This is a genomic window from Amycolatopsis sp. cg9 (assembly GCF_041346945.1).
Taxonomy (GTDB): Bacteria; Actinomycetota; Actinomycetes; order Mycobacteriales; family Pseudonocardiaceae; genus Amycolatopsis.
This window is the reverse complement of sequence record NZ_CP166850.1, coordinates 1,842,520-1,867,347: the sequence shown is the minus strand read 5'-3', so window position 1 is coordinate 1,867,347 and position 24,828 is coordinate 1,842,520. Positions and strand designations below refer to the sequence as shown.

Annotated in this window: 29 protein-coding genes; 6 read left to right on the top strand and 23 right to left on the bottom strand. The window is 70.6% G+C overall.

Translation table 11 applies throughout. The features are described 5' to 3' along the window. Window positions 1-38: 38 nt before the first annotated feature. Both AB5J73_RS08570 and AB5J73_RS08565 read left to right on the top strand, forming a co-directional pair. On the top strand, window positions 39-953 hold the full coding sequence (locus AB5J73_RS08570) for a hypothetical protein (RefSeq protein ID WP_370969173.1): 915 nt from the start codon (window positions 39-41) through the stop codon (window positions 951-953). Window positions 954-1,059: 106 nt separating this feature from the next. Then, complete coding sequence (locus AB5J73_RS08565; RefSeq protein WP_370969172.1) at window positions 1,060-1,710, top strand: class II aldolase/adducin family protein; 651 nt, start codon at window positions 1,060-1,062, stop codon at window positions 1,708-1,710. On the opposite strand, the gene AB5J73_RS08560 is transcribed toward AB5J73_RS08565, so the two are convergent. The 6 genes from AB5J73_RS08560 to AB5J73_RS08535 form a co-directional block, all read right to left on the bottom strand. After that, on the bottom strand, window positions 1,707-2,042 hold the full coding sequence (locus AB5J73_RS08560) for a hypothetical protein (protein ID WP_370969171.1): 336 nt from the start codon (window positions 2,040-2,042) through the stop codon (window positions 1,707-1,709). The two genes, AB5J73_RS08565 and AB5J73_RS08560, sit on opposite strands and share 4 nt — an antisense overlap. Before the next feature lie 82 nt (window positions 2,043-2,124). Then, window positions 2,125-2,808, bottom strand: coding sequence for an HD family phosphohydrolase (locus AB5J73_RS08555; protein WP_370969170.1), 684 nt, complete (start codon window positions 2,806-2,808; stop codon window positions 2,125-2,127). A 73-nt stretch (window positions 2,809-2,881) separates the two neighbouring features. After that, entirely contained in the window at window positions 2,882-3,520 is a 639-nt protein-coding gene (locus AB5J73_RS08550) for a hypothetical protein (protein WP_370969169.1), read from the bottom strand. Between the two features lie 2 nt (window positions 3,521-3,522). Further along, window positions 3,523-4,536, bottom strand: coding sequence for a hypothetical protein (locus tag AB5J73_RS08545; RefSeq protein WP_370969168.1), 1,014 nt, complete (start codon window positions 4,534-4,536; stop codon window positions 3,523-3,525). Between the two features lie 183 nt (window positions 4,537-4,719). Beyond that, window positions 4,720-5,292 (bottom strand): transglutaminase domain-containing protein, encoded by a 573-nt coding sequence (locus AB5J73_RS08540; RefSeq protein WP_370969167.1) that lies wholly within the window; start codon window positions 5,290-5,292, stop codon window positions 4,720-4,722. A gap of 73 nt (window positions 5,293-5,365) precedes the next feature. Beyond that, window positions 5,366-5,971, bottom strand: a complete 606-nt coding sequence (locus tag AB5J73_RS08535) for a histidine phosphatase family protein (protein ID WP_370969166.1) — start codon at window positions 5,969-5,971, stop codon at window positions 5,366-5,368. A gap of 129 nt (window positions 5,972-6,100) precedes the next feature. On the opposite strand from AB5J73_RS08535, the gene AB5J73_RS08530 reads away from it, so the two are divergent. After that, window positions 6,101-6,667, top strand: a complete 567-nt coding sequence (locus tag AB5J73_RS08530) for a hypothetical protein (protein ID WP_370969165.1) — start codon at window positions 6,101-6,103, stop codon at window positions 6,665-6,667. A 9-nt stretch (window positions 6,668-6,676) separates the two neighbouring features. Here the strand turns inward: AB5J73_RS08530 and AB5J73_RS08525 are convergent, their stop codons facing one another. From AB5J73_RS08525 to AB5J73_RS08475, 11 genes are all read right to left on the bottom strand, one after another. After that, complete coding sequence (locus AB5J73_RS08525; RefSeq protein WP_370969164.1) at window positions 6,677-7,039, bottom strand: hypothetical protein; 363 nt, start codon at window positions 7,037-7,039, stop codon at window positions 6,677-6,679. Between the two features lie 103 nt (window positions 7,040-7,142). Next, window positions 7,143-7,346, bottom strand: coding sequence for a hypothetical protein (locus AB5J73_RS08520; protein WP_370969163.1), 204 nt, complete (start codon window positions 7,344-7,346; stop codon window positions 7,143-7,145). 21 nt (window positions 7,347-7,367) lie between these two features. Continuing rightward, a complete protein-coding gene (locus tag AB5J73_RS08515) occupies window positions 7,368-8,801 on the bottom strand; it encodes an MBOAT family protein (protein WP_370969162.1) in 1,434 nt (477 codons plus the stop codon). A gap of 53 nt (window positions 8,802-8,854) precedes the next feature. Beyond that, entirely contained in the window at window positions 8,855-9,811 is a 957-nt protein-coding gene (gene rlmB / locus AB5J73_RS08510; RefSeq protein WP_370969161.1) for a 23S rRNA (guanosine(2251)-2'-O)-methyltransferase RlmB, read from the bottom strand. A 22-nt stretch (window positions 9,812-9,833) separates the two neighbouring features. Then, window positions 9,834-11,222, bottom strand: coding sequence for a cysteine--tRNA ligase (cysS, locus tag AB5J73_RS08505; protein ID WP_370969160.1), 1,389 nt, complete (start codon window positions 11,220-11,222; stop codon window positions 9,834-9,836). Window positions 11,223-11,264: 42 nt separating this feature from the next. After that, on the bottom strand, window positions 11,265-11,951 hold the full coding sequence (locus AB5J73_RS08500) for an HAD family hydrolase (RefSeq protein WP_370969159.1): 687 nt from the start codon (window positions 11,949-11,951) through the stop codon (window positions 11,265-11,267). A gap of 21 nt (window positions 11,952-11,972) precedes the next feature. Beyond that, window positions 11,973-12,368, bottom strand: coding sequence for a PPOX class F420-dependent oxidoreductase (locus AB5J73_RS08495; protein WP_370969158.1), 396 nt, complete (start codon window positions 12,366-12,368; stop codon window positions 11,973-11,975). A gap of 10 nt (window positions 12,369-12,378) precedes the next feature. Next, window positions 12,379-12,774, bottom strand: a complete 396-nt coding sequence (locus AB5J73_RS08490; protein ID WP_370969157.1) for a PPOX class F420-dependent oxidoreductase — start codon at window positions 12,772-12,774, stop codon at window positions 12,379-12,381. A 142-nt stretch (window positions 12,775-12,916) separates the two neighbouring features. Next, window positions 12,917-13,384, bottom strand: a complete 468-nt coding sequence (gene ispF, locus AB5J73_RS08485; protein WP_370969156.1) for a 2-C-methyl-D-erythritol 2,4-cyclodiphosphate synthase — start codon at window positions 13,382-13,384, stop codon at window positions 12,917-12,919. Next, complete coding sequence (locus AB5J73_RS08480) at window positions 13,381-14,004, bottom strand: 2-C-methyl-D-erythritol 4-phosphate cytidylyltransferase (RefSeq protein ID WP_370969155.1); 624 nt, start codon at window positions 14,002-14,004, stop codon at window positions 13,381-13,383. The genes ispF and AB5J73_RS08480 overlap by 4 nt, the downstream gene beginning before the upstream one ends. 44 nt (window positions 14,005-14,048) lie before the next feature. After that, window positions 14,049-14,540 carry a CarD family transcriptional regulator gene (locus AB5J73_RS08475; protein ID WP_004559016.1) on the bottom strand — a complete coding sequence of 164 codons (492 nt, stop codon included), beginning with the start codon at window positions 14,538-14,540 and terminating at the stop codon, window positions 14,049-14,051. 275 nt (window positions 14,541-14,815) lie between these two features. Here AB5J73_RS08475 and AB5J73_RS08470 point away from each other — a divergent pair, with 275 nt between their 5' ends. After that, window positions 14,816-15,502, top strand: a complete 687-nt coding sequence (locus AB5J73_RS08470) for a hypothetical protein (protein WP_370969154.1) — start codon at window positions 14,816-14,818, stop codon at window positions 15,500-15,502. Between the two features lie 39 nt (window positions 15,503-15,541). Further along, window positions 15,542-16,900 carry a DNA repair protein RadA gene (radA, locus tag AB5J73_RS08465; RefSeq protein WP_370969153.1) on the top strand — a complete coding sequence of 453 codons (1,359 nt, stop codon included), beginning with the start codon at window positions 15,542-15,544 and terminating at the stop codon, window positions 16,898-16,900. Between the two features lie 317 nt (window positions 16,901-17,217). On the opposite strand, the gene AB5J73_RS08460 is transcribed toward radA, so the two are convergent. After that, complete coding sequence (locus tag AB5J73_RS08460; protein WP_370969152.1) at window positions 17,218-18,345, bottom strand: hypothetical protein; 1,128 nt, start codon at window positions 18,343-18,345, stop codon at window positions 17,218-17,220. Continuing rightward, a complete protein-coding gene (locus AB5J73_RS08455) occupies window positions 18,338-18,931 on the bottom strand; it encodes an RNA polymerase sigma factor (protein ID WP_370969151.1) in 594 nt (197 codons plus the stop codon). Before AB5J73_RS08455 ends, AB5J73_RS08460 begins: the two co-directional genes overlap by 8 nt. 156 nt (window positions 18,932-19,087) lie before the next feature. On the opposite strand from AB5J73_RS08455, the gene AB5J73_RS08450 reads away from it, so the two are divergent. Then, window positions 19,088-19,681: a C39 family peptidase gene (locus AB5J73_RS08450; protein WP_370969150.1), complete on the top strand. Its 594-nt coding sequence runs from the start codon at window positions 19,088-19,090 to the stop codon at window positions 19,679-19,681. Here the strand turns inward: AB5J73_RS08450 and AB5J73_RS08445 are convergent. The 4 genes from AB5J73_RS08445 to otsB all read right to left on the bottom strand — a co-directional run bounded on the left by AB5J73_RS08445 (window position 19,678) and on the right by otsB (window position 24,800). Then, complete coding sequence (locus AB5J73_RS08445; protein ID WP_370973003.1) at window positions 19,678-20,946, bottom strand: alpha/beta hydrolase family protein; 1,269 nt, start codon at window positions 20,944-20,946, stop codon at window positions 19,678-19,680. The two genes, AB5J73_RS08450 and AB5J73_RS08445, sit on opposite strands and share 4 nt — an antisense overlap. 43 nt (window positions 20,947-20,989) lie before the next feature. Further along, window positions 20,990-21,562, bottom strand: a complete 573-nt coding sequence (locus AB5J73_RS08440) for an ArsR/SmtB family transcription factor (protein ID WP_370969149.1) — start codon at window positions 21,560-21,562, stop codon at window positions 20,990-20,992. A 91-nt stretch (window positions 21,563-21,653) separates the two neighbouring features. After that, window positions 21,654-22,181 (bottom strand): hypothetical protein, encoded by a 528-nt coding sequence (locus tag AB5J73_RS08435; protein WP_370969148.1) that lies wholly within the window; start codon window positions 22,179-22,181, stop codon window positions 21,654-21,656. An 87-nt stretch (window positions 22,182-22,268) separates the two neighbouring features. Further along, window positions 22,269-24,800, bottom strand: coding sequence for a trehalose-phosphatase (otsB, locus tag AB5J73_RS08430; protein WP_370969147.1), 2,532 nt, complete (start codon window positions 24,798-24,800; stop codon window positions 22,269-22,271). Window positions 24,801-24,828: the final 28 nt, after the last annotated feature.

Here is a 24,828-nt window from a genome sequence, read left to right as displayed (position 1 = left end):
GTACGTGCGGACGGTCCCCGGCTCACTAAGGTGTGCCGATGGTCGCGCCTGAGAAGCCCCAGTCCGCCCCGAAGACCACCCAGTTCGCGGTCGGTGTCCGCGGCTACAACCAGCGCCAGGTCGACGAGCGTCTCGCCGAGCTGACCAAGGAGATGCGCGAGACGTCGCGCAGCCGCGACGAAGCCGTCGCGACGTCCTCGGACCTCACGAAAGCCCTCGCGTACGCGCAGAAGGAGCTGGCCGAGACGAAGGCCGCCCTCGCCCGGATGAGCTCGAGCCCGTCCGGCGCCGGCGCCATGGCCGAGCGCGTCCGCATGATGATGCAGCTGGCGGAGGAGGAGATCGCGGACCTGCGCGCGGCGGCGGAGGCGGACGCGGCGTCGACCCGCGACCAGGCCGACAAGTACGCGCACGAAACCCGCCGCACGGCCGACAAGCTGGCGAAGGACGCGGAGGAAGAGCGCGCCCGCCTGCTGTCGGAGGCGAAGGGCGAGATCGAGAAGCTGAACGCGGCGGCGGGCGCGAAGCGCGTCGAACAGGCCGCGGCGGCGGAGCGGGCCCGCAAGGAGGCGGACGCGAAGGCCGAAGCCGCGGCGGCCGCGGCCAGGCAGGAAGCCGACCGGGTGGCGTCGGAGGAACTGGCCCGGAAGAAGAAGGCGTTCGACGACGAGATCGCCCGCAAGCAGCAGGAGACGGAAGCGGCCCTGACCTCGGCCCGCGCCCAGCAGTCGGAGGCGGACCAGAACCGCAAACTGGCCCTGGACCTGCGCAAGAAGGTCGCCGAGCGAATCGCGGCAACGGACGTGGCGGTCCAGGAGGCCATGCGTCTGCTGGCCCCGGTGGAGGAAGCACCGGCCGGCGGGGACCGCAAGCCCAGCCCGGCTCCGGCGGCGGCTGCTGCTCCGGCGGCGGCACCCGCGGCGAAGGCTCCGGCTCCCGCGGCCAAGGGCTGAGCCGGCCCGGCGCGCCTCCCCCGCGCGGGGAGGTGGCCGAGGCTCGTGGGTGACTGGCAGTCTGCACAGCAGTTGCTTGATCGCCCACGAGACGGGACCCCAGCGCATGATCCTCGAGACCGAGCGGGCCGCCGTGTGCGCGTACGCCCGCCGGATGGTCGGTGACGGCCTCGTCGTCGGCACCTCCGGGAACGTGTCCGTGCGTGCCGGTGACCTCGTCGCCGTCACGCCGACCGGGGTCGCCTACTCGAGCATGACCCCGTCCGACGTCGCTGTCGTCGACCTCGGCGGGCAGGTGGTCGACGGCTCGCTCAAGCCGACCAGCGAGCTGCCGATGCACCTGTCCGTCTACTGGGACGTGCGCGACCCGGACGGCGAGCCCGTGACCGCGGTCGTCCACACGCACTCGCCGCACGCCACCGCGGCTTCGACGCTCGTGCGCGAGCTGCCGCCGATCCACTACATCATCGCCACGATCGGCCCTTCGGTGCGCGTCGCGCGCTACGCGACCTACGGCACGCCCGAGCTGGCCGCCGCCGTGCTCGAGGCGCTGGACGGCCGGCGGGGGTGCCTGATGGCCAACCACGGCACCCTCACCTACGGCGACGGCCTCGAAGCCGCCTACCACCGGGCGCAGCAGCTCGAGTGGGCGTGCCGCGTGTGGCTGCTCGCGCAGAGCGCCGGCCGGCCGAGCCTGCTCCCGCCGCCCGAGGTGGCGAAGGTCGTCGACCGGCTGCGCGGCTACGGGCAGGGCTAGTACGGGACGGTCTGGTTGACCACCATGATCATGCCGACCACCAGCGCGAAGAACGACAGCACGGCGCCGATCGCGGCCAGTGGCTTGCCGCCGCGGCGCCCCACGCAGCCGAGGACGCCGAGGACGAGGCCGGCCAGCCCGAACGGGAACGCGACGTACGCCCGGAAGCCGGTCATGTCGACCGGCAGGAACGGCAGCACGAGCGCGAGCAGGCCGAGGACCAGCGCGGCCACCCCGAGCCCGGGCCCCTTCGGTGGCAGTACCGGTCCACCGGGGCCGGGCCACTGCGGTCCGGGGTGGGGCGGGTGGCCGGGGTGCTGGCCGTAGGTCATGCGGGCTCCTCGACGACGCAGGTACTACGCCGAATGCCTACCAGCCCCCGCCCACCGCCGCGGCGGAACCGCGAAAAGTTCGCTAAGACGCCAGCGCGTCGACCGCGTGCACCGCGTCCAGCAGCTCCACCACCGTCGGGTCGTCGACCGCCTCCTTGATGCACTGCCACAGCTGGAGGTTCGCCGTCGCCCAGCGCGAGTACGTCGCGGCCGCCTCCGGGTTGTAGAAGTAGTAACCCTCGTCGTGGACGTCGCACTGCTCGCCGACGATCTTGTGCGCCAGCTCGCGCAGGCTCAGCCCGTTCTCGCGCAGGTACCGGTGGGCCAGCACCACCGGCGTCACCGGCAGTGCCTTGAACAACGTGTCCGCGTCGCTCAGCGCCTGCGCCTCCAGCGAAATGTCGCGGCCGCGGGTGGCCATTTCCGCTTCGTCGACGATCTCGTCGATCCACCGCGAAACGTGCGGCGGCACCCCGCATTCGGCGAGGATCTCCAGGCGCAGGTTCCGGCCCGCCGACGCGGGCGAGTTCCGGAGCACCAGGTAGTTGACGTCGTGCACGAGCGCGGCCACTTCGACCACCGCGGGGTCGGCCCCGTTGCGGCGGGCGAAGCCGACTGCTTTCGCGCGGACGAAACTGACGTGGTGCCAGCCGTGGAACTGCAGCCGCTCGGCGTACTGGCGGCAAAGCCGGTGGACCCTTTTTTCGACTGCACCGACGACGGCGTCGACGATCACGTGGTCGATCGTGCTTTCCTGCGTGCGCATACACCTCTCCCATCCCGGCCGTGGTGTTCAGACGGGTGGAGTAATGGTAAGCGCCGCTGACGCCGGTGTGTAGCTAGATGCGGTCGGCCAATTCCCCCAATCGGCTCTCTACCGGAACGTGACGATGGCCGATTCCGCTGGCCGGATCGAAAGAAAGGCTGAAACTGCTCACGGGCCGTGATTTCACCAGGAAAGTCATCGTTCCGGCGGCCGCTTCGGGGATCCGGTGGAACTCGTGGGCGAGCATGGTGGCGCAGTCCCCGGCCTGGCACAGGGCCCGGCGGCGCAGCCGCGCGGACTCGATCAGCCCGGTGTCCGGGTCGATCGTCGTTTCGTACCTTTCGTGGAAGTAGTCACCACGGAGAATGGTGGTGCAGAAGTGGTACCTGTGGTTGTGCACCGAATCCGCGTAACCTTCCCGCCAGTCCTCCTGGGCCTTGTATTCGTGCAGCCAGAAGGAAAACGGGTCGGCCGGTGAATCCAGCAGGCACCAGGCGAAGTGCGTGGTCGTTTCTCTGGAGGAGCGCAGCACCTTCGTGGCCTGCGCGCCGGACAGCGTGCGCAACTGGGTCCGCAGCTCGTCGCGCAGGCCGGATTGTGCGGCCCACGGCCGGAACCAGCCGTCGACCGCGCGCCAGCCGGTGGCGAGCGGGAACCGGGCCGTGCGCAGGCGCGTGGCCAGTTCGGTGAGGGGGGACAGGCGGGTGAGCAAGGTCAGCTCCCTAGCTCGGCGACTTCGGAGAACTCCGCGCGGAAGGCGTGGAACTTGGCTTCCAGCTCGCGGAACTGCTCCTCGGACAACGGGGATCCGGTGATCTTTTCGAACAGCGCCAGGAAATCCGTCCGCGTCGTCGCGGACGTGATGCGGAAGTGGCGGCCGGTCCGGGACTGCGAGACGCGCACGAATTCGGCGCGCTCCATGTTGTAGAGGAAGGAACCCTCGGTGAACCGCAGGGACCGCGGGTACAACTTCGTGGCGCCGCGGACGTCGCTGTAGAGCGACACCCACACGCTGTCGTCGAACATCTCGAGCCGGTCCAGCGGCGGGTCGGCGACCACGGTGATGTCGACCGACGCGCAGCGGCTGCGCGCCAGGAAGAGGCCGACGAGCCCGATCCGGATCTCTTCGTCGAGCCGGGTCTGGATCTGTTCGTAGTCGACATCGCCGGCCTCGCGGCGCAACAGGTAGCGGGCGCGCCCGCTGATCGAGGTCGCGTCGCGCGGGTCGGCGATGACGGCGCGCAGCTCGCGTTCGGTGCGGGAGAGCAACAGGCGGGCGGCGGCGTGCCGCCCGGAGAAGCCGCGGAAGAAGTACTGCCGGGTGTGGTCGAGGTCGGCCATCAGCCCGCGGTTGAACGCCGGGTCGGGGTCGGTGGTCGCCTCGAACACGTCGGTGGGGAAGAACTCCTTGTTCAGCGCGCGGTATTCGGCGCTGAGGTCTTCCAGCGCGCGCCTGCTCTCTTCGATCACCGGGGTCACCAGTGCTTTCTGCGAAGCGCTGGCGGTGATCAGCGTGGTGCCGAACCCCACGATCGCGGAGATCAGGGTGCCGGTGCCCAGCGACGTCACCAGGTTCTTCCCGGTGCCGGGGTCCATCAGGCCGGCGAGCCACAGGCTGAGGCCGGCGACGACGACGAGCACGGTGAGGAGCAAGCTCGTCCTGGTCCAGAAGATCTCCTGCAGTGGGGTGCGGCGGCGGGGTCCGCCATCCGCGGCCACTTGCTTCACCTCCCTCGAACCACTCGAACGGACGAATGCAAATAGTGTCTGTTCGAGTGCGCGGAGTCACTTTACGCGCCTGAGGGGGCGTGCGAAATAAGAAGTTCGGGGGACAGCGCGGGCCGCCGAACGTCACTCTCGGCAATAATTAACCAGATCTCCTGGTTTCCCGAAAACGCCGGGAAAGCAGGGTCAGAGCGTGGCCGGGAGGCCGTTTTCGTACCAGCCGGGGCCGGGTCGGGCGGTCATCAGGAAATCCACGACGACCGGTGCGGGGGCCGGGTGGATCTCCGGGTGATCGCGTTCGCCGCGCGCGGAGTCGACCGGCCAGGCCAGTTTCTCCTCGTCGAGCGAAAACTCCCCGCGAGCGCCCGTGCGGTTGCCGCGCGCGTCGAGGCGCGACCACTTGCCGTGCAGGTACACGGCATTCAGCCCGTGCAGCGCGGAGAGCTCCTGGTAGCAGAAACCGGCCGGAATCCCTTGCGCCCGCAGCAAAGCGGCGAGCAGGTGGGCTTTCGCGTAGCAGATCCCGACGCGCTCGCGGAGCACGTCCGACGCGCGCCAGGTGACCCGCGGATCGCGCGCGTCGATGACGTGTTCGACGTCGTCCCGCACGAACCGGAACGCGGCCTCGACCGGATCTTGGTTCGTGGCCCGCAAAGCGTCGACGCGCGCGCGGATCAGCGGGTGCCGGTGATCGACGACGGCGTCGGCGACGAGGTAGTCGCTGAGCCGATCGGAGGTGGGCGACGGAACGGGACTCATCCGGCCATCGTGACAGGTACGGCCATTCGGGCGAGAGGTGTTTTTGACCGCGGACACCCTCCGCGTTCGGTGGCTACGGAACGTAGAAGTCGGGCGGGAACCCGGTCCAGCACAGTTCGGCGGGCAGGTGGCTCTGGTCGTTGTAGGTCAACAGCGCGGCAGGGCGGGCGGGCGAGTACCGGATGACGGTGAGCGCGGCGTTGGCATGGTTGAGCGCGAGCCACCGCCACGGCGGCGCGTCCTGCGACGCGCGAACGAGCCAGCCGGCGAGGAAGTTGTGCGTGACGAGAACTTCGTACCGCGGCTCGGTGCCGGGCACGGGCCCGCTGAACCGCCGTTCGGCCTCGGCGGCGAGCTCTTCGTCGGCGGCCGGGAGACTGCGGGCGAAGGCCAAGAGGACGCCCGCGGCGGTCTCGGGGAGCTCCTCCCGCTTGGGCACGTGGGGAACGAAGTCACCGGCGGCCTCGTCGACGTGGACGGGGACACCGGGGAGCTGCGCGGCGATCAGTTCGGCGGTGTGCGCGGCACGCGGGAGGGGACCGTGGTGGACCGCGGTGACGGGAACGTCCCGGAGCCGGCGTCCGAGGAGGACGGCCTGGCGTTGCCCGGCTTCGGTGAGCTCGCCGGTCGGGGTTGCTTCGCCGTGCCGGGTGAGGAACAGGTACCGCGTGGTCAGCACGGGCTTCAGGCTTTCACGTCCCGATCTCGCGGCTGGGCCGGGTAACGCGCTGAGGCGGCCTGCGACTCTTCAGTGCGCGCCGAGCAAGCTCGCCGCAGGCGGGCGACGTGCCGTGAGGTGGCGATCGGGATGCCTGAACCGGAGCACATCGAGGTGGCTGTACTGACCTTCCACGTCGAGACGGACTTCGCCGTCGACGTGAAGAAGTTGGTCCTGCTCAAGCCCGTCCGGATCAAAGAAGATATTTCGGAGGGCGACTTTGTGCGGCTCACCTCGGAGGGCAGTCTTCGCGTAGTCGCGACGAGTTTGGCAGCCGAGCTCAGCGGAGTGATGGCCGACATCATGGGGCCGGGGTTCAAGGTCTCCGGTGTTCGGTTCCGCACGACAGGCAGTTTCGAGATCCTGGTTGCCGTCGTAGCGGCTTACCAGGCGCTCAAAACGGCGGTGGAAGTCGTGGAGACGCTGCAGAAGGCCACGGCCATCGGCCGCAGGCTCGTGCGGACGGCGCTTGCCAGCTGGGGCCTGCCGTTCGGCGACGTGGACGCCACGGTTCGGCTCACCCAGCCGGTGTTGCCGCAAACCCGCCAGACGCCGGTTTGGCAGCGGGCAACGCTGGAACTACGGCTTCTGATAGCTCTGGTCGCCCTGAACCTCTCGGTCGTCGCGGTGGTGCTCGTCATCCTCCTGCGGCGCTGACCAACAGGTTCAGCCCACCGGGATGAGGGTGCCTTCGGGGCCGTGGGTGGGGACGAACTGGGCCTTCAGCCTGATCGGGGCCGGGTGCGGGACCAGGACCATCGAGGCGAACGGCGTGATCGTGTGCTCGTGGCCGCTGTTCGTGTGGAGGTGGGCGCTCACGTGGACGTTGCGGTCCGCCGGGATCTCGAACGTGACCGAGCCCCAGGAGACGATGTACTGCCTGCCGTCGATGCTGGCGATCGGGGCGTACGCGCGGACCGTGTGGCCCAGGTGGGGGATCTCCAGCGTCAGGAGGCGGCGGGGGCCGGTGTGGTTGTCGACGTACGGGATCACGCCGGGCACCTTGGCCAGGTCGACGGGGTCGGTCATGGGGTGGATTGTCCCATCGACCCGGTCGCCGATCGTCGAGGTGGCTTCGTATCGGGTCGGTGGGTGGGGTGTGGCCGAGGGTCGGGTTGGAGCTGAACTCGTGTCAGTTCCAGGGTTCCTCGTTGAGCAGCTCCGCTGCTCTGGAGCACAAGGCGCGACCGGCGAGCTGGTTGTCGCTTGGTGCCAGACCGAGGTGGCGGGTTATGCGGGCGGCGATGTCTCGCCAGCTCTGCTCCTCGTCGACGCGCCAGCTGCGGATCAGCTTGGCGAGTTCAGGGGACATCTCGACCGTCCACACGTCAGTCACTGGTCTTCCTGTCTGCGCGCGTCAGAACTGGTAGTACAGGAACGGGCTGAACGTGCCCGTCGCGATCAGGATCGCCGCGTACAGCAGGCCGACCGTCATCACGCCGATGCGCAGTGCCGTTGCCGGGCGGCTGCGGGACGACTCCAGCAGGGGGCCCGTCACCGGGTGGGCCGGCAGCAAGAACACCGCCAGGGCCGCCAGCAGCAGGACCAGGCGCTGGTTCGTGAACGCCTGCTCCACCCCCGCTCCGAGACCCTCGAAGTCGGGGATCAGCATGTGGCCGATCATCGACAACGCGTGGCCCAGGTCGGCCGAGCGGAAGAACACCCAGCCGAAGACCACCAGCAGCATCGTCAGGGCTCGGCGCAAGTGGCGTTTCCACGGGACCGCCGGGTCCAGGTCGAGGCCGAAGCGGCGCTCGATCACCAGCAGGGCGCCGTGGTAGCAACCCCACACCAGGAACGTCCACTGAGCTCCGTGCCAGAAGCCCGTCAGGACGAACACGATGCAGAGGTTGCGGTACGTCTGGGCCGCGCCGTTCCGGTTGCCGCCCAGGGGGATGTACACGTAGTCGCGGAACCAGCGGCTCAGGCTCATGTGCCAGCGGCGCCAGAACTCCGTGATCGTCACCGACGAATACGGCCTCGCGAAGTTCTCCGGGAGCCGGAAGCCCAGCATGCGGCCGAGGCCGATCGCCATGTCCGAGTAGCCCGAGAAGTCGAAGAACAGCTGGAGGGTGTAGCCGATCGCGCCGAGCCACGCCGTGGCGAACGTCATCTGGTCCGGGGGGACCTTGAAGCACGCCTCGACCAGCGGGCTCAGCGAATCCGCGATGATCGTCTTCTTGCACAGCCCCAGCGCGAAGCGGGGGAAGCCCGCCGCGACGTCGTCCAGGCGGTGGGACCTGGGCTGGGGGAGCTGGTCGGCGATCTCCCGGTACCGGACGATCGGGCCCGCCACCAGCTGCGGGAACATCGCGATGTACGCGGCGAACGACACCGGGTTGCGCAGCGCCGGCCGCTCGCCGCGGTAGATGTCGACCACGTACGAGATGTGGTGGAACGTGTAGAACGAGATGCCGATCGGGACGACCAGGCTCGCGACCGGCACGCTGCCGCCGAACCAGTGCGCGACCGCCGCGATCTGCTGGGTCGCGAAGCCCGCGTACTTCCAGACCAGCAGCACCGCGACGTCCAGCGACACCACCGCGATCAGGATGCGGCGCCGCCGGACGCCGTGGACGTCCCACGGGCTCGGGGCCAGCAGCGGGCCGGCCATGAAGTTCACGACCATGCAGCCCAGCAGCAGGAACACGAAGCCGCCGGCGCCGATCGTGTAGAACAGCAGGCTGCCGACCGCGATGATGCCGTTGCGCCAGCTCCGCGGGCACACCAGGACGGCGATGAGCACCGTCGGCATGAAGTACCACAGGAAAAGTGGCGATACGAACGACATCGGGTCCCCTCGGTTTTATCCGACGGTGACCTTAACCCGACCGGGTGGTGGTGTCAGACCCGACCGGCGACACGGCGGCGTCGCGCCACCTCGGCGAGCAGCACGCCGGCCGCCACCGAGGCGTTCAGCGACTCCACGCCCGCCGCCATCGGGATCGACACCGTCGCGTCGCACGTCTCCCGGACCAGGCGGGACAGGCCGCGGCCCTCCGAGCCCAGCACGATGACCAGCGGGTCCGCCGCCAGCTCGAGCTCGTCGATGTCGACCGAGCCGTCCGCGTCCAGGCCGACGAGCATCAGGCCCTCGTTCGCCCACGACTTGAGCTGCCGCGTCAGGTTGGTCGCCACCGCGATCGGGAGCTTCGCCGCCGTGCCGGCGCTCGTCCGCCACGCCACCGCCGTCATGCCCGCGCTGCGCCGCTCCGGGAGCAGCACGCCGTGGGCGCCGAACGCGGCCGCCGAGCGGATCACCGCGCCCAGGTTGCGGGGGTCGGTGACGCCGTCGAGCGCGACGAACAGGGGCACCTCGCCCGAGTTGCGGGCCGCCGCCATCAGCTCGTCCGGGTGGGCGTACTCGAACGGCGGGACCTGCAGGCCCAGGCCCTGGTGCACGGCCCGGTTCGTCTTGCGGTCCAGCTCCTCGCGCGGGATCTCCAGGATCGAGATGCCCTTGTCGCCGGCCAGCCGGACGGCGTCGTTCACGCGGTCGTCGATCTCGATGTTCAGCGCGACGTACAGCGCGGTCGCGGGGACGCCCGCGCGCAGCGCCTCGACCACCGGGTTGCGCCCGGCGATCAGCTCCGGCTTGTCGGCCTTCTTCTGCCGGGCCTGGTCGCGCTTCGTCTGGGCGTTCGCCTGGCGGTAGGCCTTGTGCCCGGGGCGGTCCTCCGCCTTCGGGGTCGGGCCCTTGCCTTCGAGTGCCTTGCGGCGCTGCCCGCCCGAACCGACGACGGCACCCTTCTTGGTGCCCGTCTTGCGGATCGCGCCCTGGCGCCGCGAATTGCCTGCCATGGTGAAAGTTTCCTTGCGTTGCTCAGTCGGACTTGACTGTCCACTGCGGACCGTTGGGGGTGTCCTCCACCACGATGCCCGCCTGCTGGAGGCGGTCACGGGCGGCGTCCGCGCGGGCGAAGTCCTTCTCGGCCCTGGCCTGCTGGCGCTCGGCCAGCAGCCCTTCGACGAGGAAGCCCAGCGCCTCCTTGGTGGGCGTGTCGGAACCGCCCGCCTCGGACCAGCGCGCGGACAGCGGGTCGAGGCCGAGCACGTCGGTCATCGCGCGGACGGCCGCGGCGAGTTCGAGTGCCTTCGGTGTGTCGCCCGCGTCGAGAGCGGCGTTACCGTCGCGCACCGTGTTGTGCACCACGGCGAACGCCTGCGGGGTGGCCATGTCGTCGTCGAGCGCGTTCGCGAACTCAGCCGGGAGCGTGCCGATGGTGACCTCGCCGGACCCGGCCGCGCGGCGCAGGAACGTCTCGATCCGCCGGTAGCCCTGCGCGGCCTCGGAGACCGCGGCCTCGGAGTACTCGATGTTGGACCGGTAGTGCGGCTGCACCAGGTAGTACCGCAGCTCGACCGCCCGGTAGCGCTCCAGCATCGCGGGGATCGTCACGGTGTTGCCCAGGGACTTCGACATCTTCTCGCCGGACATCGTCACCCAGGCGTTGTGCAGCCAGTAGCGGGCGAACGGGTCGCCGGCGGCGTTCGACTGGGCGCGCTCGTTCTCGTGGTGCGGGAAGATCAGGTCGATCCCGCCGCCGTGGATGTCGAACTCCGCGCCGAGGTACGCCGTGGCCATCGCCGAGCACTCCAGGTGCCAGCCCGGCCGGCCGTCGCCCCACGGCGTCGGCCACGACGGCTCACCCGGCTTCGCGCTCTTCCACAGCGTGAAGTCGCGCGGGTCCTGCTTGCCGCGGGTCGGCGTCTCGCCCTGCTGGACGTCGTCGAGGCCCTGGCGCGACAGCTCGCCGTAGTGGTCGAACGACTTCACCGAGAAGTAGACGTCGCCCTCGGTCGCGTACGCGTGCCCCTGGTCGATCAGGCGCTGCATCAGCTCGACCATCTGGGTGATGTGCCCGGTCGCGCGCGGGTTGATCGACGGCGGCAGGCAGCCGAGCTGGTCGTAGGCCTGTTCGAAGGCGCGCTCGTGCGTCGCCGCCCACTCCCACCAGGGCCGGTCCGCGTCGGCGGCCTTGGTCAGGATCTTGTCGTCGATGTCGGTGACGTTCCGGACCAGCAGCACGTCCAGTCCACTGTGGATGAGCCAGCGGCGCAGGACGTCGTAGTTCAGCGCGCCGCGGATGTGCCCGATGTGCGGCACGCCCTGCACGGTGGCACCACACACGTAGATCGACGCCGCTCCGCTACGGACGGGGTGGAACTCCCGCACGCTCCGGGTCGCTGTGTCGAAAAGGTGTAGGGCCACCCTGGAAGGGTACGGGGTCGGCGTGAGCCCCGTCGCAGGCCCTCAAGCGATGCCGAAGCCGCGCAACGCCGTGAGCAGGGCATCCGGCCGTTCGGCGGTCGGCAGCGGGTCGACCAGCGCGAACTCGCAGCCCAGCGCGCGGGCGCCGCCGTCGGCCTCCTCGCTGTCGCCGACCATCAGCGTCTCGGTGGCCGGCACGCCGAGGCCTCCGACCGCCTTGCGGAAGATCTCCAGCTCCGGCTTGACCGCGCCGACCTCGAAGGACAGCACGAATTCGTCGACGTAGGCGTCCCACCCGCGGGCGGTGAACGCGGGCCGGATGTCGAAGGCGATGTTGCTGAGCACACCCACCTTGAGCCCCCGCTCGGACGCGGCCTTCAGCGCGGCTTCGGTGTCCGGGTACGGCGTCCACTGGCTGGGATCGATGAGCCGCTCGTACAGCGCGACGGCCTCGTCGCGCTGCGGGACGCCCGACTTGCCGAGCACCTCGAGGTACACCTTCCGGTGCAGCGCGGGGTCGCGGTCGCGGTGCTGCCAGGCGTGCTGGTGCTCGGCGTCCAGCTCGACGACCTGGCCGACCGGGGCGGTCATCCGGCGCATCAGCTCGGTCTGCGCCTCGATGTCGAGCGGCGAGCCGGTGTGGTCGGTGAGGTCGGCGAGCCAGGTCTCGTCCTGTTCCAGGCGGAACAAGGTGCCGGAGAAGTCGAACAACACCGCCCTGATCGTCATGGTTTCAGCCTAACGGGATCCTCAGGCCGAATGCCCTGTGATGTGTTCGGGCACCACGCGCACGAGCACGCGCACCACCTCCGGCGGCTCGGGCGGGAAGACGCCGCCGGTGTACTTGCGGGCCAGCTCGTCGTTCAGCTCGGGCCCGCCCTCGGCGGTGACCTCCGCGCGGCCGCGGATTTCGACGTAGTTCTCCGGGTCGGCCAGGTCGAAGACGGAGAGCGACACCCGCGGGTCGCGGCGGATGTTGCGCTCCTTGCGCCGCCCCCGGACGGTCACGAAGAGCACGGTGTCGCCGTCGCGGCGCGCCCAGACCACGGAGCTCTGCGGCGAGCCGTCGGCGTTCGTGGTGGCCACGACCGGGTAGTTGCGGCCGTCGAGCAGGGCCTTGGTGGCCTCGTTGAATGTCACACCCATGGTCTGGACCCTATTTGACGTTCCCGGCGATCTTCTCGACCTTCAGCCGCACGACGACGCGTTCGACCTCGGGCCCTTCGGGCGGCGGGTCCTGACCGAGGTACTTGTGGCTCAGCGCCTTGGGGAGCGCCTTGCCGGGGTCGGGGGTGATCTCGGCGGTGCCGCGCAGCTGCGTGTGCCGGTACGGGTTCTCGGCGTCGGTGATCGAAACGCTGAGGCGGGGGTCGCGCCGCAGGTTGCGGACCTTGCGCCGGTCCTCGGTCGCGCTGAAGACGAGGTCGCCGTCGTCGAGGCCGACCCAGACGACGGAGGTCTGCGGGCCGCCGTCGGCGTCGAGGGTGGCGACGGTGGCGAAGTTCTTCCCGTCGATCAGCGCGCGGACGGCGGCCGGGAGGGTGAGGGACATATCACGCCGAACCGGCGCGAACGGGCCCCTATTCCGCGGCCGGCCGGCCCGGCTTCAAGCGCCCCAATGTGGCGTTCGGTGCGTCAGACGCACCGAACGCCACATTGGGTGCGCTGGACGCAACCAACGCCACATTGGGGCGCTACTCCGCCGCCAGCAGCAGCGCCGTCGCGAAGGCCGCGATGCCTTCGCCGCGGCCCGTCAGGCCCAGGCCGTCCGATGTGGTGCCGGACACACTCACCGGGCCGCCCACCGCCGCCGACAGGACCTCCTGGGCCTCTTCGCGCCGCTTGCCCACCCGGGGCGCGTTGCCGACGATCTGGACCGTGGCGTTGCCGACGCGCCAGCCCGCCGCCTCGATCAGGGCCCTGACCTCGGCGAGCATGTCCGCGCCGTGGGCGCCGTCCATGCGCGGGTCGCCGGTGCCGAACACCGCGCCGAGGTCGCCGAGGCCCGCCGCCGAGAGCAGGGCGTCGCACAGCGCGTGGGAGGCGACGTCGCCGTCCGAGTGGCCGGCGCAGCCGTCGGCTTCCGGCCAGAGCAGGCCCGCCATCCAGCACTCGCGGCCCGGTTCGATCGGGTGGACGTCGACCCCGTTGCCGATCCTCACAGCGTCTCCTCGTTCTTCGGTGCCGCCGCGATCGCCTCGGCCAGTGAAAGTTCGAAATCGGTCGTGACGCGCATCGCGTCCGGGTGGCCCGGCACGGTCGCCGCGCCCGCCGGGACCGCCGTCGTGAAGCCGGCCGCGAGGAACGCGTCGAGGGTGAAGCCGATCGGTGTCTGGGCCGTGCGCAGGCGGGTGCGGTCCTCCGTGCCGACGATGAGCGAAGCGTCGTCGGTCACCTTCACCGTGTCGGCCATCGGCAGCACCGGAACGACGACTTCCGCGTCACCGACGGTGTCGATCACGTCACGCACGGTTTGCGCAGGAATGAAGGCACGCAGAGCGTCGTGGAGGAGTACAACTGAGTCACGGGGAACTTCGGGCTCGACGACGGCGAAGGCCTGCCGGAGCGAGCCGGGGACGACCCGGCACGGAAGCCCCTCGAGGGCCTCGGAATACGACTTCGCACACCGCTGGGGGGCCGCCACGAGCACCGAAGAGATTTCCGGTACGTCGAGCAGCCCCCGCACGGTGTGCGTGAGTAGCGCCTCACCATGGACCGGCGTGAGAGCGAGCTCCCAGTCGGAGGCATGATGTGCGACGGTCACGATCACGACGACGTTCATCGGTTCGCGATCGTAGAGGCAGCCACGAGCAGGCTGCCCTGGGCTCAGACCGTCGCGGTTTCCAGAACTTCGTCGAGGAGGACCTCAGCCTTGTCCTCGTCGGTGCCCTCCGCGAGCGCGAGCTCGCTGACCAGAATTTGCCGCGCCTTCGCCAGCATGCGCTTCTCGCCGGCTGAAAGTCCGCGGTCCTTCTCTCGCCGCCAGAGGTCGCGCACCACTTCGGCCACCTTGTTCACATCGCCGGAGGCGAGCTTCTCGAGGTTGGCCTTGTACCGACGAGACCAGTTGGTTGGCTCCTCGGTGTGCGGAGCACGCAGAACGTCGAAGACCTTGTCCAGTCCTTCTTGCCCGACGACATCGCGCACGCCTACGATCTCGGCGTTGTCAGCGGGCACGCGAACCGTGAGATCCCCTTGCGCGACCTTGAGGACGAGGTACTTCTTTTCCTCACCCTTGATCACGCGGGTCTCGATGGCTTCGATGAGTGCGGCACCGTGGTGCGGGTAGACGACGGTCTCTCCGACCTTGAAAACCATGTGTCCTCTGCCCCTTTCGCTGACTCCATCCTAGCACGGGCCGCCAGTGCCCACCTAGCGGGCCGGACTCGTCCTCGCAGGTCAGCGGCCTGAGCGGGGGTTGACAAACGTCGGACCCCCGTGCTCACGCAGGTAGCGGGGAAGCGTTTCGGCGGGTACCGCGAAATCCATTTTGGACGGTTGATCTTGGGCGCAACGCGGACCGGTTCGGTGCCGGAGATCGACCCCGGCTAGTCTTCGCGGGGACGAGGCCGTGAAAAGGGAAGGACTGCGACGTGAGGCTGCAGAATCGTCGCGTGCTCGGCGCGGGCGTGCTGGCGCTCGGTGCCGCGCTCGTGCTCGCCGGGTGCGGGGCCGGCCAGATCACCCAGACCGACTCGCAGCAGCCCGCGGTCAACGGCACGTACGCCCAGGTCAAGACCATTGTCCTGCGCAACGCCGCGGTCCAGTACCCGACGTCCGGCCCCGGTTACCCGGTGGGCGCGACCCCGGCGCTGACGCTGACGATCGTGAACCAGGGCGCCCAGGACGACTCGCTCGTCTCGGTCACGACCGAGGACGGCACCCAGGCCACCATCGGCGGCTCCAAGGACGTCGTGGCGGCGCACTCGCTCGTGGTCGGCCCGGACGACGCCGTCGAATCCACCAACGAGGTGCAGACCTCGACCCCGGCCGCGCCGTCGTCTTCGGGGGCGCCCACGTCGTCGACCCCGACCGGCAGCAGCTCGGCGACCGCCAGCCCGGGCAACCTGACCGCGACGGCCACCTCCGAGGTCCCGTCCTCCGGCCCGGCGGCGACGCCGACCGCGCCCGAGAAGGTCGGCCAGGCGACCGTGACGCTGCCCGCGCTGAAGCAGCCGCTGTGGCCGGGTCAGGTCATCAAGGTCACGTTCGTCTTCAAGAACGCCGGACCGGTCACCGTCGAGCTGCCGGTGGCGGCGCCGGCGCACGCCAAGGAGTAGGTCCCCGGTTTTGTCGGTGGTCGCCGCTAGCCTCGCGGGGTGAAGAAAGGGACCACCTACCGCTGCGGCAGCTGCGGGTACGAAGCGGCCAAGTGGCTGGGCCGGTGTCCGGAGTGCCAGGAATGGGGCTCGTTCGAGGAGCGCGGGGTGCCGGCCAGGCCGGCCATCCAGCGCGTCGCGGCCGGGGCGCCCAGCGCTCCGGCGCGGCCGATCGGCGAAGTCGACGTAGAAGCGGCGCGAGCCCGGAAGACCGGCGTCTCGGAGCTCGACCGGGTGCTCGGCGGCGGCCTGGTGCCGGGCGCGGTGGTGCTGCTCGCGGGTGAGCCGGGTGTCGGCAAGTCGACGCTGCTCCTCGAGGTCGCGTACCAGTGGGCGAAGACGGTCGACCGGTCCTTGTACGTCACGGGCGAGGAGTCCGCGGGCCAGGTCCGGCTGCGCGCCGAGCGGACGGGCAACGTCCACGACCGGATGTACCTCGCCGCGGAAAGCGACCTTTCGGCCATCCTCGGGCACGTCGACGACGTCAAACCGGGCGTGCTGATCGTCGACTCGGTGCAGACGATGGCGTCCCCGCAGGTCGACGGCTCGCCAGGGGGTGTGACGCAGGTCCGCGCGGTGACGTCCGGGCTGGTCGCGCTGGCCAAGGAGCGCGGGCTGCCGGTGGTGCTGGTGGGGCACGTCACGAAGGACGGTTCGGTGGCCGGCCCGCGCGTGCTGGAGCACCTGGTGGACGTGGTGCTGCAGTTCGAGGGCGACAAGCACTCGACGCTGCGGATGCTCCGCGGCATCAAGAACCGCTTCGGCGCCTCCGACGAGATCGGCTGCTTCGAGCTGCAGGAAGAAGGCATCGTCGGCGTCCCGGACCCGTCGGGGCTGTTCCTCAGCCACACGGCCGAGCCGGTCGCGGGCACGGCGATCACGGTGTCGATGGAGGGCAAGCGGCCGCTGCTCGGCGAGGTACAGGCGCTGGTGTCGTCGACGTCGGCGCCCCAGCCGAGGCGCGCGGTCAGCGGCCTGGATTCGGCGCGGGTGGCGATGGTCCTCGCGGTCCTGGAGAAGCGCGGCGGCCTGAAGCTGGGCGACAAGGACGTGTACACGGCCACGGTCGGCGGCATGAAGATCACCGAGCCGGGCATCGACCTGGCGGTGGTGCTGGCGCTGACGTCCTCGTTCGGCGATGTCGCTTTGTCGCCACGGCTGGTGTCGGTGGGTGAGGTCGGACTGGCGGGCGAGATCCGCCGCGTGCCGAGCGTGAGCCGCCGCCTCGCGGAAGCGGCCCGGCTGGGCTTCACGCACGCGCTGGTCCCACCGGACTCGGGAAAGCCACCGGCGGGCATCCGGGTACTGGAAGTGGCGAACGTCGCGGACGCGCTGAACGCGGCCAGCCACGCGCGCTGACTCCGGTGCTCGGCGCACCCCGAACTTCGGGGTGCCGCTGACCGCGGTGCTCGGTTTGGGCCGCTGCCGGGCTTGCGGTGCTCGGCGTGGGTTGCCGCGGCCCCGGGCGCCGAGCTCGGGTTGCCGCGGCCGCCGAGCTGGCTTGGCTCGGAGGCCGCCGGCCGTCGGTGTCGACTGGCTTGGGCTGCTGCCAGTCCCGGGTGCTGGGCTTGGTCGCCGGTGTCGACTGGCTTGGGCTGCTGCCAGTCCCGGGTGCTGGGCTCGGTCGCCGGTGTCGATTGGCTCGGGTCGCTGCCCCCCGGAACCCGGAGCGCCGCTCAGCCCGATGTGCGGGTGATCGCGTACGAGTACACCGTCTCCGGCGCCTGGAACTGTGGTGTCGGGGGTGCGAGGGGGATCGTCGTGGCCAGCGGGGCCGAGATCGCCGAGCTGGGTGGGCGGTGGGCACTGCTCACCGGGGCCTCCACGGAGTTCGGCGTTCCGTCCGGCCGGGTGGTCGTCGTCGTCGGGGTTCCCGTGGGGAAGTCCCAGGCCACCAGCTGTGCCGTCATCTGGTCGAGGTAGAGGTGCTGGCCCGTGTCCTTCGCGCCGATCACCGTGGCCGGGCGGCCGTCCGGGGCTCGGCCCGGGGTCTCGAAGAGCCCGTTGACCTCGGTGAGGGCCTCGCGCAGGGCGAAGCGGACGTCCTTCGGGACCAGGCCCAGCTCCAGCACCATGCGCACCATCGTGAGCGACTCCGTGGCGGTGTGGATCCGGCCGTCGTCGGTGGTGTCGATGGTGTCGTAGCTCAGGCGCTTGGCCAGCGTCGCCCGGTCCGGGACCAGGGAGGCGACCAGCGCGGCGTCGGGGCTCAGCCAGTTCTGGAACGGCGTGTTCCAGTGCGGCATCGTCGTCCCGGGCCGGGCGGGCTCGCCGGGGAACCGGCCGCCCGGGCCGTATTCGTCGGTGGGCGTCTGGTCGATCCGCACCGCCTCGCCGGGGCGGAGCTCCCGCACCGCGCCCGTCGATGACGTGCGCCGGTGCCACAGGCCCTTCGGGTCCGCCGGGATCCACAGCTCCACCTTGCGCTGGACCTGGAACGGCTTCCCGTTCGCCGTTTCCGGGACCCAGCTGAGCTTCTGCGCGTAGCGGAACTCGCCCGGCTCCAGCGGCCGGTCCAGGTCGGCGAGGGTCGCCGCCGGGCGGGCCGGCTCCGGGTCCGACGGCCGCAGCGACGTCAGGACCGCCAGGCCGCCCACCAGTGTGACGACCGCCGCCGCCACGGCGAGCCAGCGCCAGGTGCCGGTGCGGCGGGGGGCCGGGGCCTCGGGCCCGTCGGCCGCCGCCATCAGGGACGCGCGGGCGAACGCCAGCCCGTCCTCGTCGTCGACGTCGCCGTGCAGATCGGCCAAAGCCGCGTCGAGTTCGGCTTCGGACCAGATCTTCCGGACGTTGTCTTCACGCAAGGTCCTGCACCTCCTCTTGGGCCGGGGCGTTCGTCCTGAGCCAGCGTCTGATCCGGTGCAACCGGGAGCGGACCGTACCCGGTGGGATGCCGAGGGCTTCGGCCACCTCCGCCGGTTCCAGCCCGGCCCACGACACGAGCAGCAGTGTGTCGCGGTCGGCCGGGCTGAGCCGGGCCAGTGCCCCGGCCAGCTGCGCCGCCCGGACCTGGGCGTCGACGCGCTCGGCCACGCGGCCGTCGTGGCCCGCGTGGCTGGTTTCGCCGGTGCGGGCCAGCCGCGCCGTGGCCTGCAGGCCGCGCAGCTCGGACCGCACGTGGTGGCGGAGCAGGTTGGTCGCGATGCCGTACAGCCACGACCGGGCCGTGCCCAGCTCCGGCCGGTAGCTCTCGCGCCGGCGCAACGCCACCAGGAACGTCTCGGCGACGAGGTCGTTCGCCGGTTCGGGCCCGACCCGGCGGGCGAGGTAGCGGCGCAGCTGCGTGGCGTGGGCGTCGAAGAGCCGGCCGAACGCCGGCCCGGGCTCGGCTCCGCCCAGGTCAGGGCGGTCGTGCCCCCAGATCTCCGATCCCTCGTGGATCACCTGCATGCCCCCAGTTGCCCGCAGCGCGCACGAGCGTTCACGGGCGAACCTACCTTCGTCGTGATCCGTTCGGGGTGGGTGAGGGACAAACGTCGGACCTTGCCGAGATCATCCATCGGTAAGGCGTTGGCCAACCGACGCTGAAACTGGGGAAGGAACGTCATGCGCAGATTCCGCCTGGGGTTCGTCACGCTCGTCGCCGCGATGGGGCTCGTCTCACTGCCCGCGGTCGCCGAAGCGAGCACCGAAGCCGTGCTGAACATCCAGTACCAGGTCCAGGAGACCGGCTACTGGTGCGGCCCGGCCGCCACCCGGATCGCCATGTCCGCGCGCACCGGCAACCTGCCGAGCCAGGCGACGCTCGCCGCCCAGCTCGGCACGACCACCAACGGCACGGACTGGATCGGGCAGGTCACCGGCGTCCTCAACGCCGACCTCGGCACCTCCTGGTACGAGACGAAGGAGATGCCGAACGACCCGCCGACGCAGGCCCAGCGCGACCTGCTGTGGCGGGACATCACGCTCGACATAAACAACGGCTACCCGATCGTCGCGAACATCGTCGCCCCCGCTAACAACCACCCGCCGGGCTACCCGAACTACACGATCTACCACTACTTCACCGTGATCGGCTACGACAGCTCCGACATGACGGTCAAGATCGCCGACCCGGCGAGCTTCGGCGGGAACCAGATCTACTGGCTGAGCTTCGACCAGCTCGCGACGCTGATCCCGCCGAAGGGGTACTCCGCCTAGATCCCCAGCAGTCCCCAATGCACCGCCCAGGGGACGAACACGACGCCGCCGGCGAGCAGCACGCCGAGCCGCGGGGTCCGGTGCCGCCGCCACGCCACCGCCGTGCCGATGGCGGCGGCCACCGCGCCCAGCGAAAGCAGCTGCAAGATCAGCCACGGCAGCGGGCGGCCGGCGACGACCGGGCCCAGCCCCTTGCCCATGGTGACCTGGATCAGCACGTCGACGGCCAGGAAGCCGAGCACGGCGAGCAGCCCGGTCGCCGACAGCCACCGTGCCGGTTTCGCCGCCGGGCCCCGCCGGAAGAGCGGGTACCAGGCGAACGCCACGAGCAGGAACACCAGCACGGCGAGCTGGAGCCAGGCCGGCTCGTACCAGCTCAACGGCGTGATCCGGACGCTCGGCCGGTCCTGCGCCGGTGGCGCGTCGGCGCTCGACGCCGTGGGCGGGTGCTGCACCCACGTGCCCACCAGCTCCAGGTAGCCCGGTGCGTAGCCGGGCAGCTTGTCGAAGCCGTCGGTCGTGCGCCGCAGCTGGTGCTGGGCGTCCGGGAACACCCGCAGGGTGTACCTGGCCAGCGATTCCCGGAAGATCCGGACGGCTTCCCCCGGCGGCGTCAGGGCGTCCTTCGCGCCCCACAGCCCGAGCACCGGCTGGCGCAGGCTCTTCAGCACCGGCACCGGGTCGTAGTGCGCCTCCGGGAACACGCCGCCGCCGACGAGCTGGCGCATCATCGTCGACGACGCCATCCGCACCATCGAGCCGTCCATCCCCAAGCGCCGCAACTGGTTCTCGATCGCCCACGCCTGCTGCCGCGACGGCTCGACGCCGTTCGCTCCCAGTGTCACCACGAAAGCGACGTCCGCCGACCGCGAGGCGGCGAGCGGCGCCACCCAGCCCCCTTCGCTCAGCCCCCAGACGCCGACCCGAGCCGGGTCGACGTCCGGCCGCTTGCGCAGCGCTTCCACGGCGGCGAGCGCGTCGTCCGCCAGCGTGGAATAGGAACGCGAGAACTGCGAGTAGCCCTCGGTGCGCTTGTCGTAGATGAGTGTCGCGATGCCTTGTCGCGCAAAGGCTTCCGCCTGATCGCGGTAGTCCTCCCGGCTGTGCGCCCCCGAGCCGTGGACCATCACCAGGCCCGGCAGTTTCGACCCGCCGGGCGGTGCGACGACGGTGCCGTGCAAGGTCACCCCGCCGTTCGTGAACACCACGTCCGAGCCGTCCGCGGCCGAAGCCGGTGGCGCGAGCGCGGTGATCGCCAGGATCACCCCGGCCAGTGGTAGAGCCCCTCTTCGCATTCGAGATCCCCTGTCATGGTCTTTCCCCTGGTTCCGGAAACGCGAGCAGGCGCACGAGCACGCGCCGCGCTTCCGGTGACCGGTCGTCCTCGGCGCGCCAGTACCGGCGGAACAGCTCCATGTACTCGTTCCAGAACCGCTGCAGCTCCTCGGCGGTGAGCCAGGTGCCGCCGCGCGCGTAGAGCAGCGCGTCCGGCCAGTCGCCGGGCAGGTCCTCTCGCGTTTCCGCGAACCGGTTCAGCTTTTCGAGGTCTTCCTCGAACCCCTGGCGCTGCATGTCGTCGAACAGCACCCGGGTTTCGGCGCTCTGCTCGCTGCGGCGCGGCCACCGGATGTCCCGCGGCCGCGTCCGCCACCACCGTTCCTTGCCCCGCGCGAGCTCCGGAGCGTCTTCGACGAACCCGAACCGGGCCAGTTCCCGCAGGTGGTAGCTGGTCGCGCCGGTGTTCTCGCCCAGTGCCCGAGCGAGTTTCGTGGCCGTGGCCGGGCCCGCCGACAACACGCCGAGGATGCGGCGGCGCAGCGGGTGCGTGACGGCCTTGAGGGCGTCCGGGTCGAGCTCTTCCGGTGGTGGAGCGCTGGTCATGACCCCACGGTAGTCATGCAAAGGAAATTGTGCAAAGAAATCTCTGTAACTCTGTGCAGAGGTGTGCGCCGAAGGAGTGTCTACTGTGGACTCACCAGATGGGGTGGTCGCTGAACTTCCTGAGCGTCTGCATGCTCGGCCGCACGTAGAACATGCCCGCCAGGAAACCCGTGGTGGCGAAGGCCAGCGTCGAGAACACCGTGAGCAGGTCCGGCGCCCGCAGATCCGGCGCGTCGCGCCACACCCGGAACACGATCGGCACCGCGAAGGACCCGAGGATCAGCACCAGCGTCAGCACGTACGTGAACAGCAGCGCGTGGCGGGCCGACGCGGCGCTCGCCACGACCAGGTAGTCACCCCGCAGGCAGCGCCGGGACGACAGCACCAGCACCGCGATCGCCAGCACGCCAAGCGGCGGCAGCACCGCGGCGGCCTTGCCGAGCAGCGTGTCCGGGAACGCGTGGCCGTGGACGATGCCCTGCAGGAACGTCGTGAGCCCGAACAGGAGCACCATCCCGGCGATCATCGAGCAGCCGACGACCACCGACCCCCAGCGCACCCGGGCGGCGAACCGGGGCGGCAGCGGCACGAACTCGACCTGGCCGAACGTCCCTTGCACCGCACTCACCTCCGAACGCCGTGAAGGCCACCATAAGGAACTTGTGGTTCCTCAAGGTGGCCTTCACGAAGATTCGGACCGAAAGGGCTAACTGGCCGCCAGCAAGTTGGCGCACCGGATGAGCCCGATGTGGGAATAGGCCTGCGGGTGGTTGCCGAGGGACCGCTCCGCGATCGGGTCGTACTGCTCCGGCAGCAGGCCGGTCGGGCCCGCCGCCGCGACGATCTGGTCGAACAGCTCCTGGGCCTCGGTGCGCCGCCCGGTGAGCAGGTACGCCTCGATCAGCCACGCCGCGCAGATGTGGAAGCCGCCCTCGCCACCCGGGAGACCGTCGTCGCGGCGGTAACGGTACACAGTGGACCCACTGCGCAGCTCCGCCTCGATCGCGGTCACCGTGTGCTGGAAGCGCTCGTCGGCCGGGTCGATCAGCCCGGTGAGCCCGACGAACAGCGACGCCGCGTCCAGGTCCGTGCCGTCGTAGGCCGTGGTGAACGCCTGGACCTCGTCGTTCCAGCCGTGTTCGAGGACGTCCTGCTTGATCTGGTCGCGCAGGGCGGGCCAAGCGCCCGGGACGCCCCGGCCGTACTGCTCGCCCAGCTTGACCGCGCGGTCGATCGTCACCCAGCACATGACCCTCGAGTAGACCCGGTGGCGCGGCACGTGCCGCTCCTCCCAGATCCCGTGGTCCGGCTCGTTCCAGCGCCGCGTCACGGCTTCCGCCATCGCGCGGACCAGCTGCCAGTCCTCGTCGCGCAGGTCACCGCGCGCCGCGGCCAGGGTGCCGACCAGCTCGACGACCGGGCCGAAGACGTCCAGCTGGACCTGGTGGTTCGCCAGGTTGCCGACGCGAACCGGGCGAGAACCGGCATAACCGGGCAGCGATTCGATCACCGCTTCGGCGCCGATCACGCTGCCCGCCAAGGTGTACAGCGGGTGCAGCCGCTCCGGGCCGGCCAGCGTCGCGAGCACGCCGTGCAGCCAGCGCAGGTAGCCTTCGGCCTCCTCGATCGAGCCCAGGTGCACGAGCTCCCGCACGGTCATCGCCGCGTCGCGGATCCAGCAGTAGCGGTAGTCCCAGTTGCGGACGCCGCCGATCTCCTCCGGCAGCGACGACGTCGCCGCCGCCAGCACGCCGCCGGTGTCGGTGTTGACCAGGCCGCGCAGCGTCAGCGCCGAGCGCAGCACCAGGTCGGTCTGCACCTTCGGCAGCTGCAGCTTCGACGTCCACTCGCTCCAGTAGCGGCCGGCGCGGTCGCGTCGCTCCACTTCGGACAGTTCGTGCGGGCCGAGGTCCGTGGTGCCGCAGCGCAGCTCCAGCACGACCGGCTGGGTCGGCGTCGGCTGCACCAGCGCGGTCGCGGTGTCGTGCAGGCCGTCGGAGGTGATGGTCCACTCGACGCCCGGCGAATAGAGCACGAACGGCTCCGACGTGCCGAGCACCCGGACGCCGCCCTCGGTGACCTCCAGCTTCACCGGCACGCCGCCGAACTCGGGGCGCGGCGCGAACTTGACGCTCGCCACCGCCTCGCCCGAGATCACGCGGACCAGGTCCGTGCGGTGCTGCGGGCTCTCCGGCTCGAGGTAGTCGGTGACGAGCAGGCGCGACCAGCGCGTCTCGACCGTCATCGTGTTCGGCAGGTAGCGCTGGCCGAGCGGGAGGCCGTTGCGGTGCGGCTTGATGGAGAAGTGGCCGGCCCCTTCGCCGCCGAGCAGGTCGGCGAACACGGCGGGCGCGTCCGGGCCGGGGTGGCACAGCCAGGTCAGCTTCGCGTCCGGCGTGACCAGCGCGACCGACCGCTCGTTGGCCAGCATCGACAGCCGCTCGATCGGCGGGGCCGACTCGCCGTACAGCCAGTTCCGGCGCTCCTCCAGGAGGAAGCCGAGCACCAGCGCGACGTCGACGGTGTCGGGCACGCGGTAGCCGGCCAGGGTCTCGCCGTCGCCGACCTTGATGCCCAGGTCCGGGCCGGAGAGGCGGGCGAAGGCCTTCTCGTCGGTGACGTCGTCGCCGAGGAAGATCGCCGCGGTGGCGCCGACCTGGTGGCGCAGGATGTCCAGCGCGCGGCCCTTGTCCGTCTGGACGACCGCGAGCTCGACGACCTCCTTGCCGTCGGTGGTCGAGACGCCTTCCCACTTGGACGGTCCGGAGTGGACGGCGGCCAGCACGCGGCGCCCGGCCTCGTGCTCGGCGCGGCGCACGTGCACCGCGATGCTCGCCGGCTTGACCTCCAGCGACACGCCCGGGACGTCCAGCACCAGCTGCTCGAGCTCGGCTTCGAGGCGTCGGTGCAGCTCACGCGCCTGCTCGTCGAGCGCGTGGATGAAGCCGATGTCGAACTCCGAGCCGTGGCTGCCGACGAGGTTCACCTCGGACGGCAGCCGCGACAGCGTGGCGAGGTCGCGCAGCGCCCGGCCGGAGATGACCGCGGTGGTGGTCTCGTGCAGCCCCGCGAGCGATCTGAGGGCGCCCACGGACTCGGGCAGCGGGCGTGCCTCGTCCGGGTTGAGGGTGATGGGTGCCAGCGTGCCGTCGTAGTCGCAAGCGACCAGCAGGCGCGGCGTGCGGGCGATCTGGACGATCGCACGCCGCAGCTCGGCGGGCAGGGCCTCGGCAGTCAACACTCCTCCTCAGGAGCTCGTGCTTGGT

Excerpts from the sequence above, each read along its gene's own strand:
- AB5J73_RS08570 (WP_370969173.1), top strand. The coding sequence starts at position 39 with ATGGTCGCGCCTGAGAAGCCCCAGTCCGCCCCGAAGACCACCCAGTTC.
- AB5J73_RS08565 (WP_370969172.1), top strand. The coding sequence starts at position 1,060 with ATGATCCTCGAGACCGAGCGGGCCGCCGTGTGCGCGTACGCCCGCCGG.
- AB5J73_RS08560 (WP_370969171.1), bottom strand. The coding sequence starts at position 2,042 with ATGACCTACGGCCAGCACCCCGGCCACCCGCCCCACCCCGGACCGCAG.
- AB5J73_RS08555 (WP_370969170.1), bottom strand. The coding sequence starts at position 2,808 with ATGCGCACGCAGGAAAGCACGATCGACCACGTGATCGTCGACGCCGTC.
- AB5J73_RS08540 (WP_370969167.1), bottom strand. The coding sequence starts at position 5,292 with ATGAGTCCCGTTCCGTCGCCCACCTCCGATCGGCTCAGCGACTACCTC.
- AB5J73_RS08530 (WP_370969165.1), top strand. The coding sequence starts at position 6,101 with ATGCCTGAACCGGAGCACATCGAGGTGGCTGTACTGACCTTCCACGTC.
- AB5J73_RS08525 (WP_370969164.1), bottom strand. The coding sequence starts at position 7,039 with ATGACCGACCCCGTCGACCTGGCCAAGGTGCCCGGCGTGATCCCGTAC.
- AB5J73_RS08515 (WP_370969162.1), bottom strand. The coding sequence starts at position 8,801 with ATGTCGTTCGTATCGCCACTTTTCCTGTGGTACTTCATGCCGACGGTG.
- rlmB (WP_370969161.1), bottom strand. The coding sequence starts at position 9,811 with ATGGCAGGCAATTCGCGGCGCCAGGGCGCGATCCGCAAGACGGGCACC.
- AB5J73_RS08500 (WP_370969159.1), bottom strand. The coding sequence starts at position 11,951 with ATGACGATCAGGGCGGTGTTGTTCGACTTCTCCGGCACCTTGTTCCGC.
- AB5J73_RS08495 (WP_370969158.1), bottom strand. The coding sequence starts at position 12,368 with ATGGGTGTGACATTCAACGAGGCCACCAAGGCCCTGCTCGACGGCCGC.
- AB5J73_RS08490 (WP_370969157.1), bottom strand. The coding sequence starts at position 12,774 with ATGTCCCTCACCCTCCCGGCCGCCGTCCGCGCGCTGATCGACGGGAAG.
- AB5J73_RS08480 (WP_370969155.1), bottom strand. The coding sequence starts at position 14,004 with ATGAACGTCGTCGTGATCGTGACCGTCGCACATCATGCCTCCGACTGG.
- AB5J73_RS08475 (WP_004559016.1), bottom strand. The coding sequence starts at position 14,540 with ATGGTTTTCAAGGTCGGAGAGACCGTCGTCTACCCGCACCACGGTGCC.
- AB5J73_RS08455 (WP_370969151.1), bottom strand. The coding sequence starts at position 18,931 with ATGCAGGTGATCCACGAGGGATCGGAGATCTGGGGGCACGACCGCCCT.
- AB5J73_RS08450 (WP_370969150.1), top strand. The coding sequence starts at position 19,088 with ATGCGCAGATTCCGCCTGGGGTTCGTCACGCTCGTCGCCGCGATGGGG.
- AB5J73_RS08440 (WP_370969149.1), bottom strand. The coding sequence starts at position 21,562 with ATGACCAGCGCTCCACCACCGGAAGAGCTCGACCCGGACGCCCTCAAG.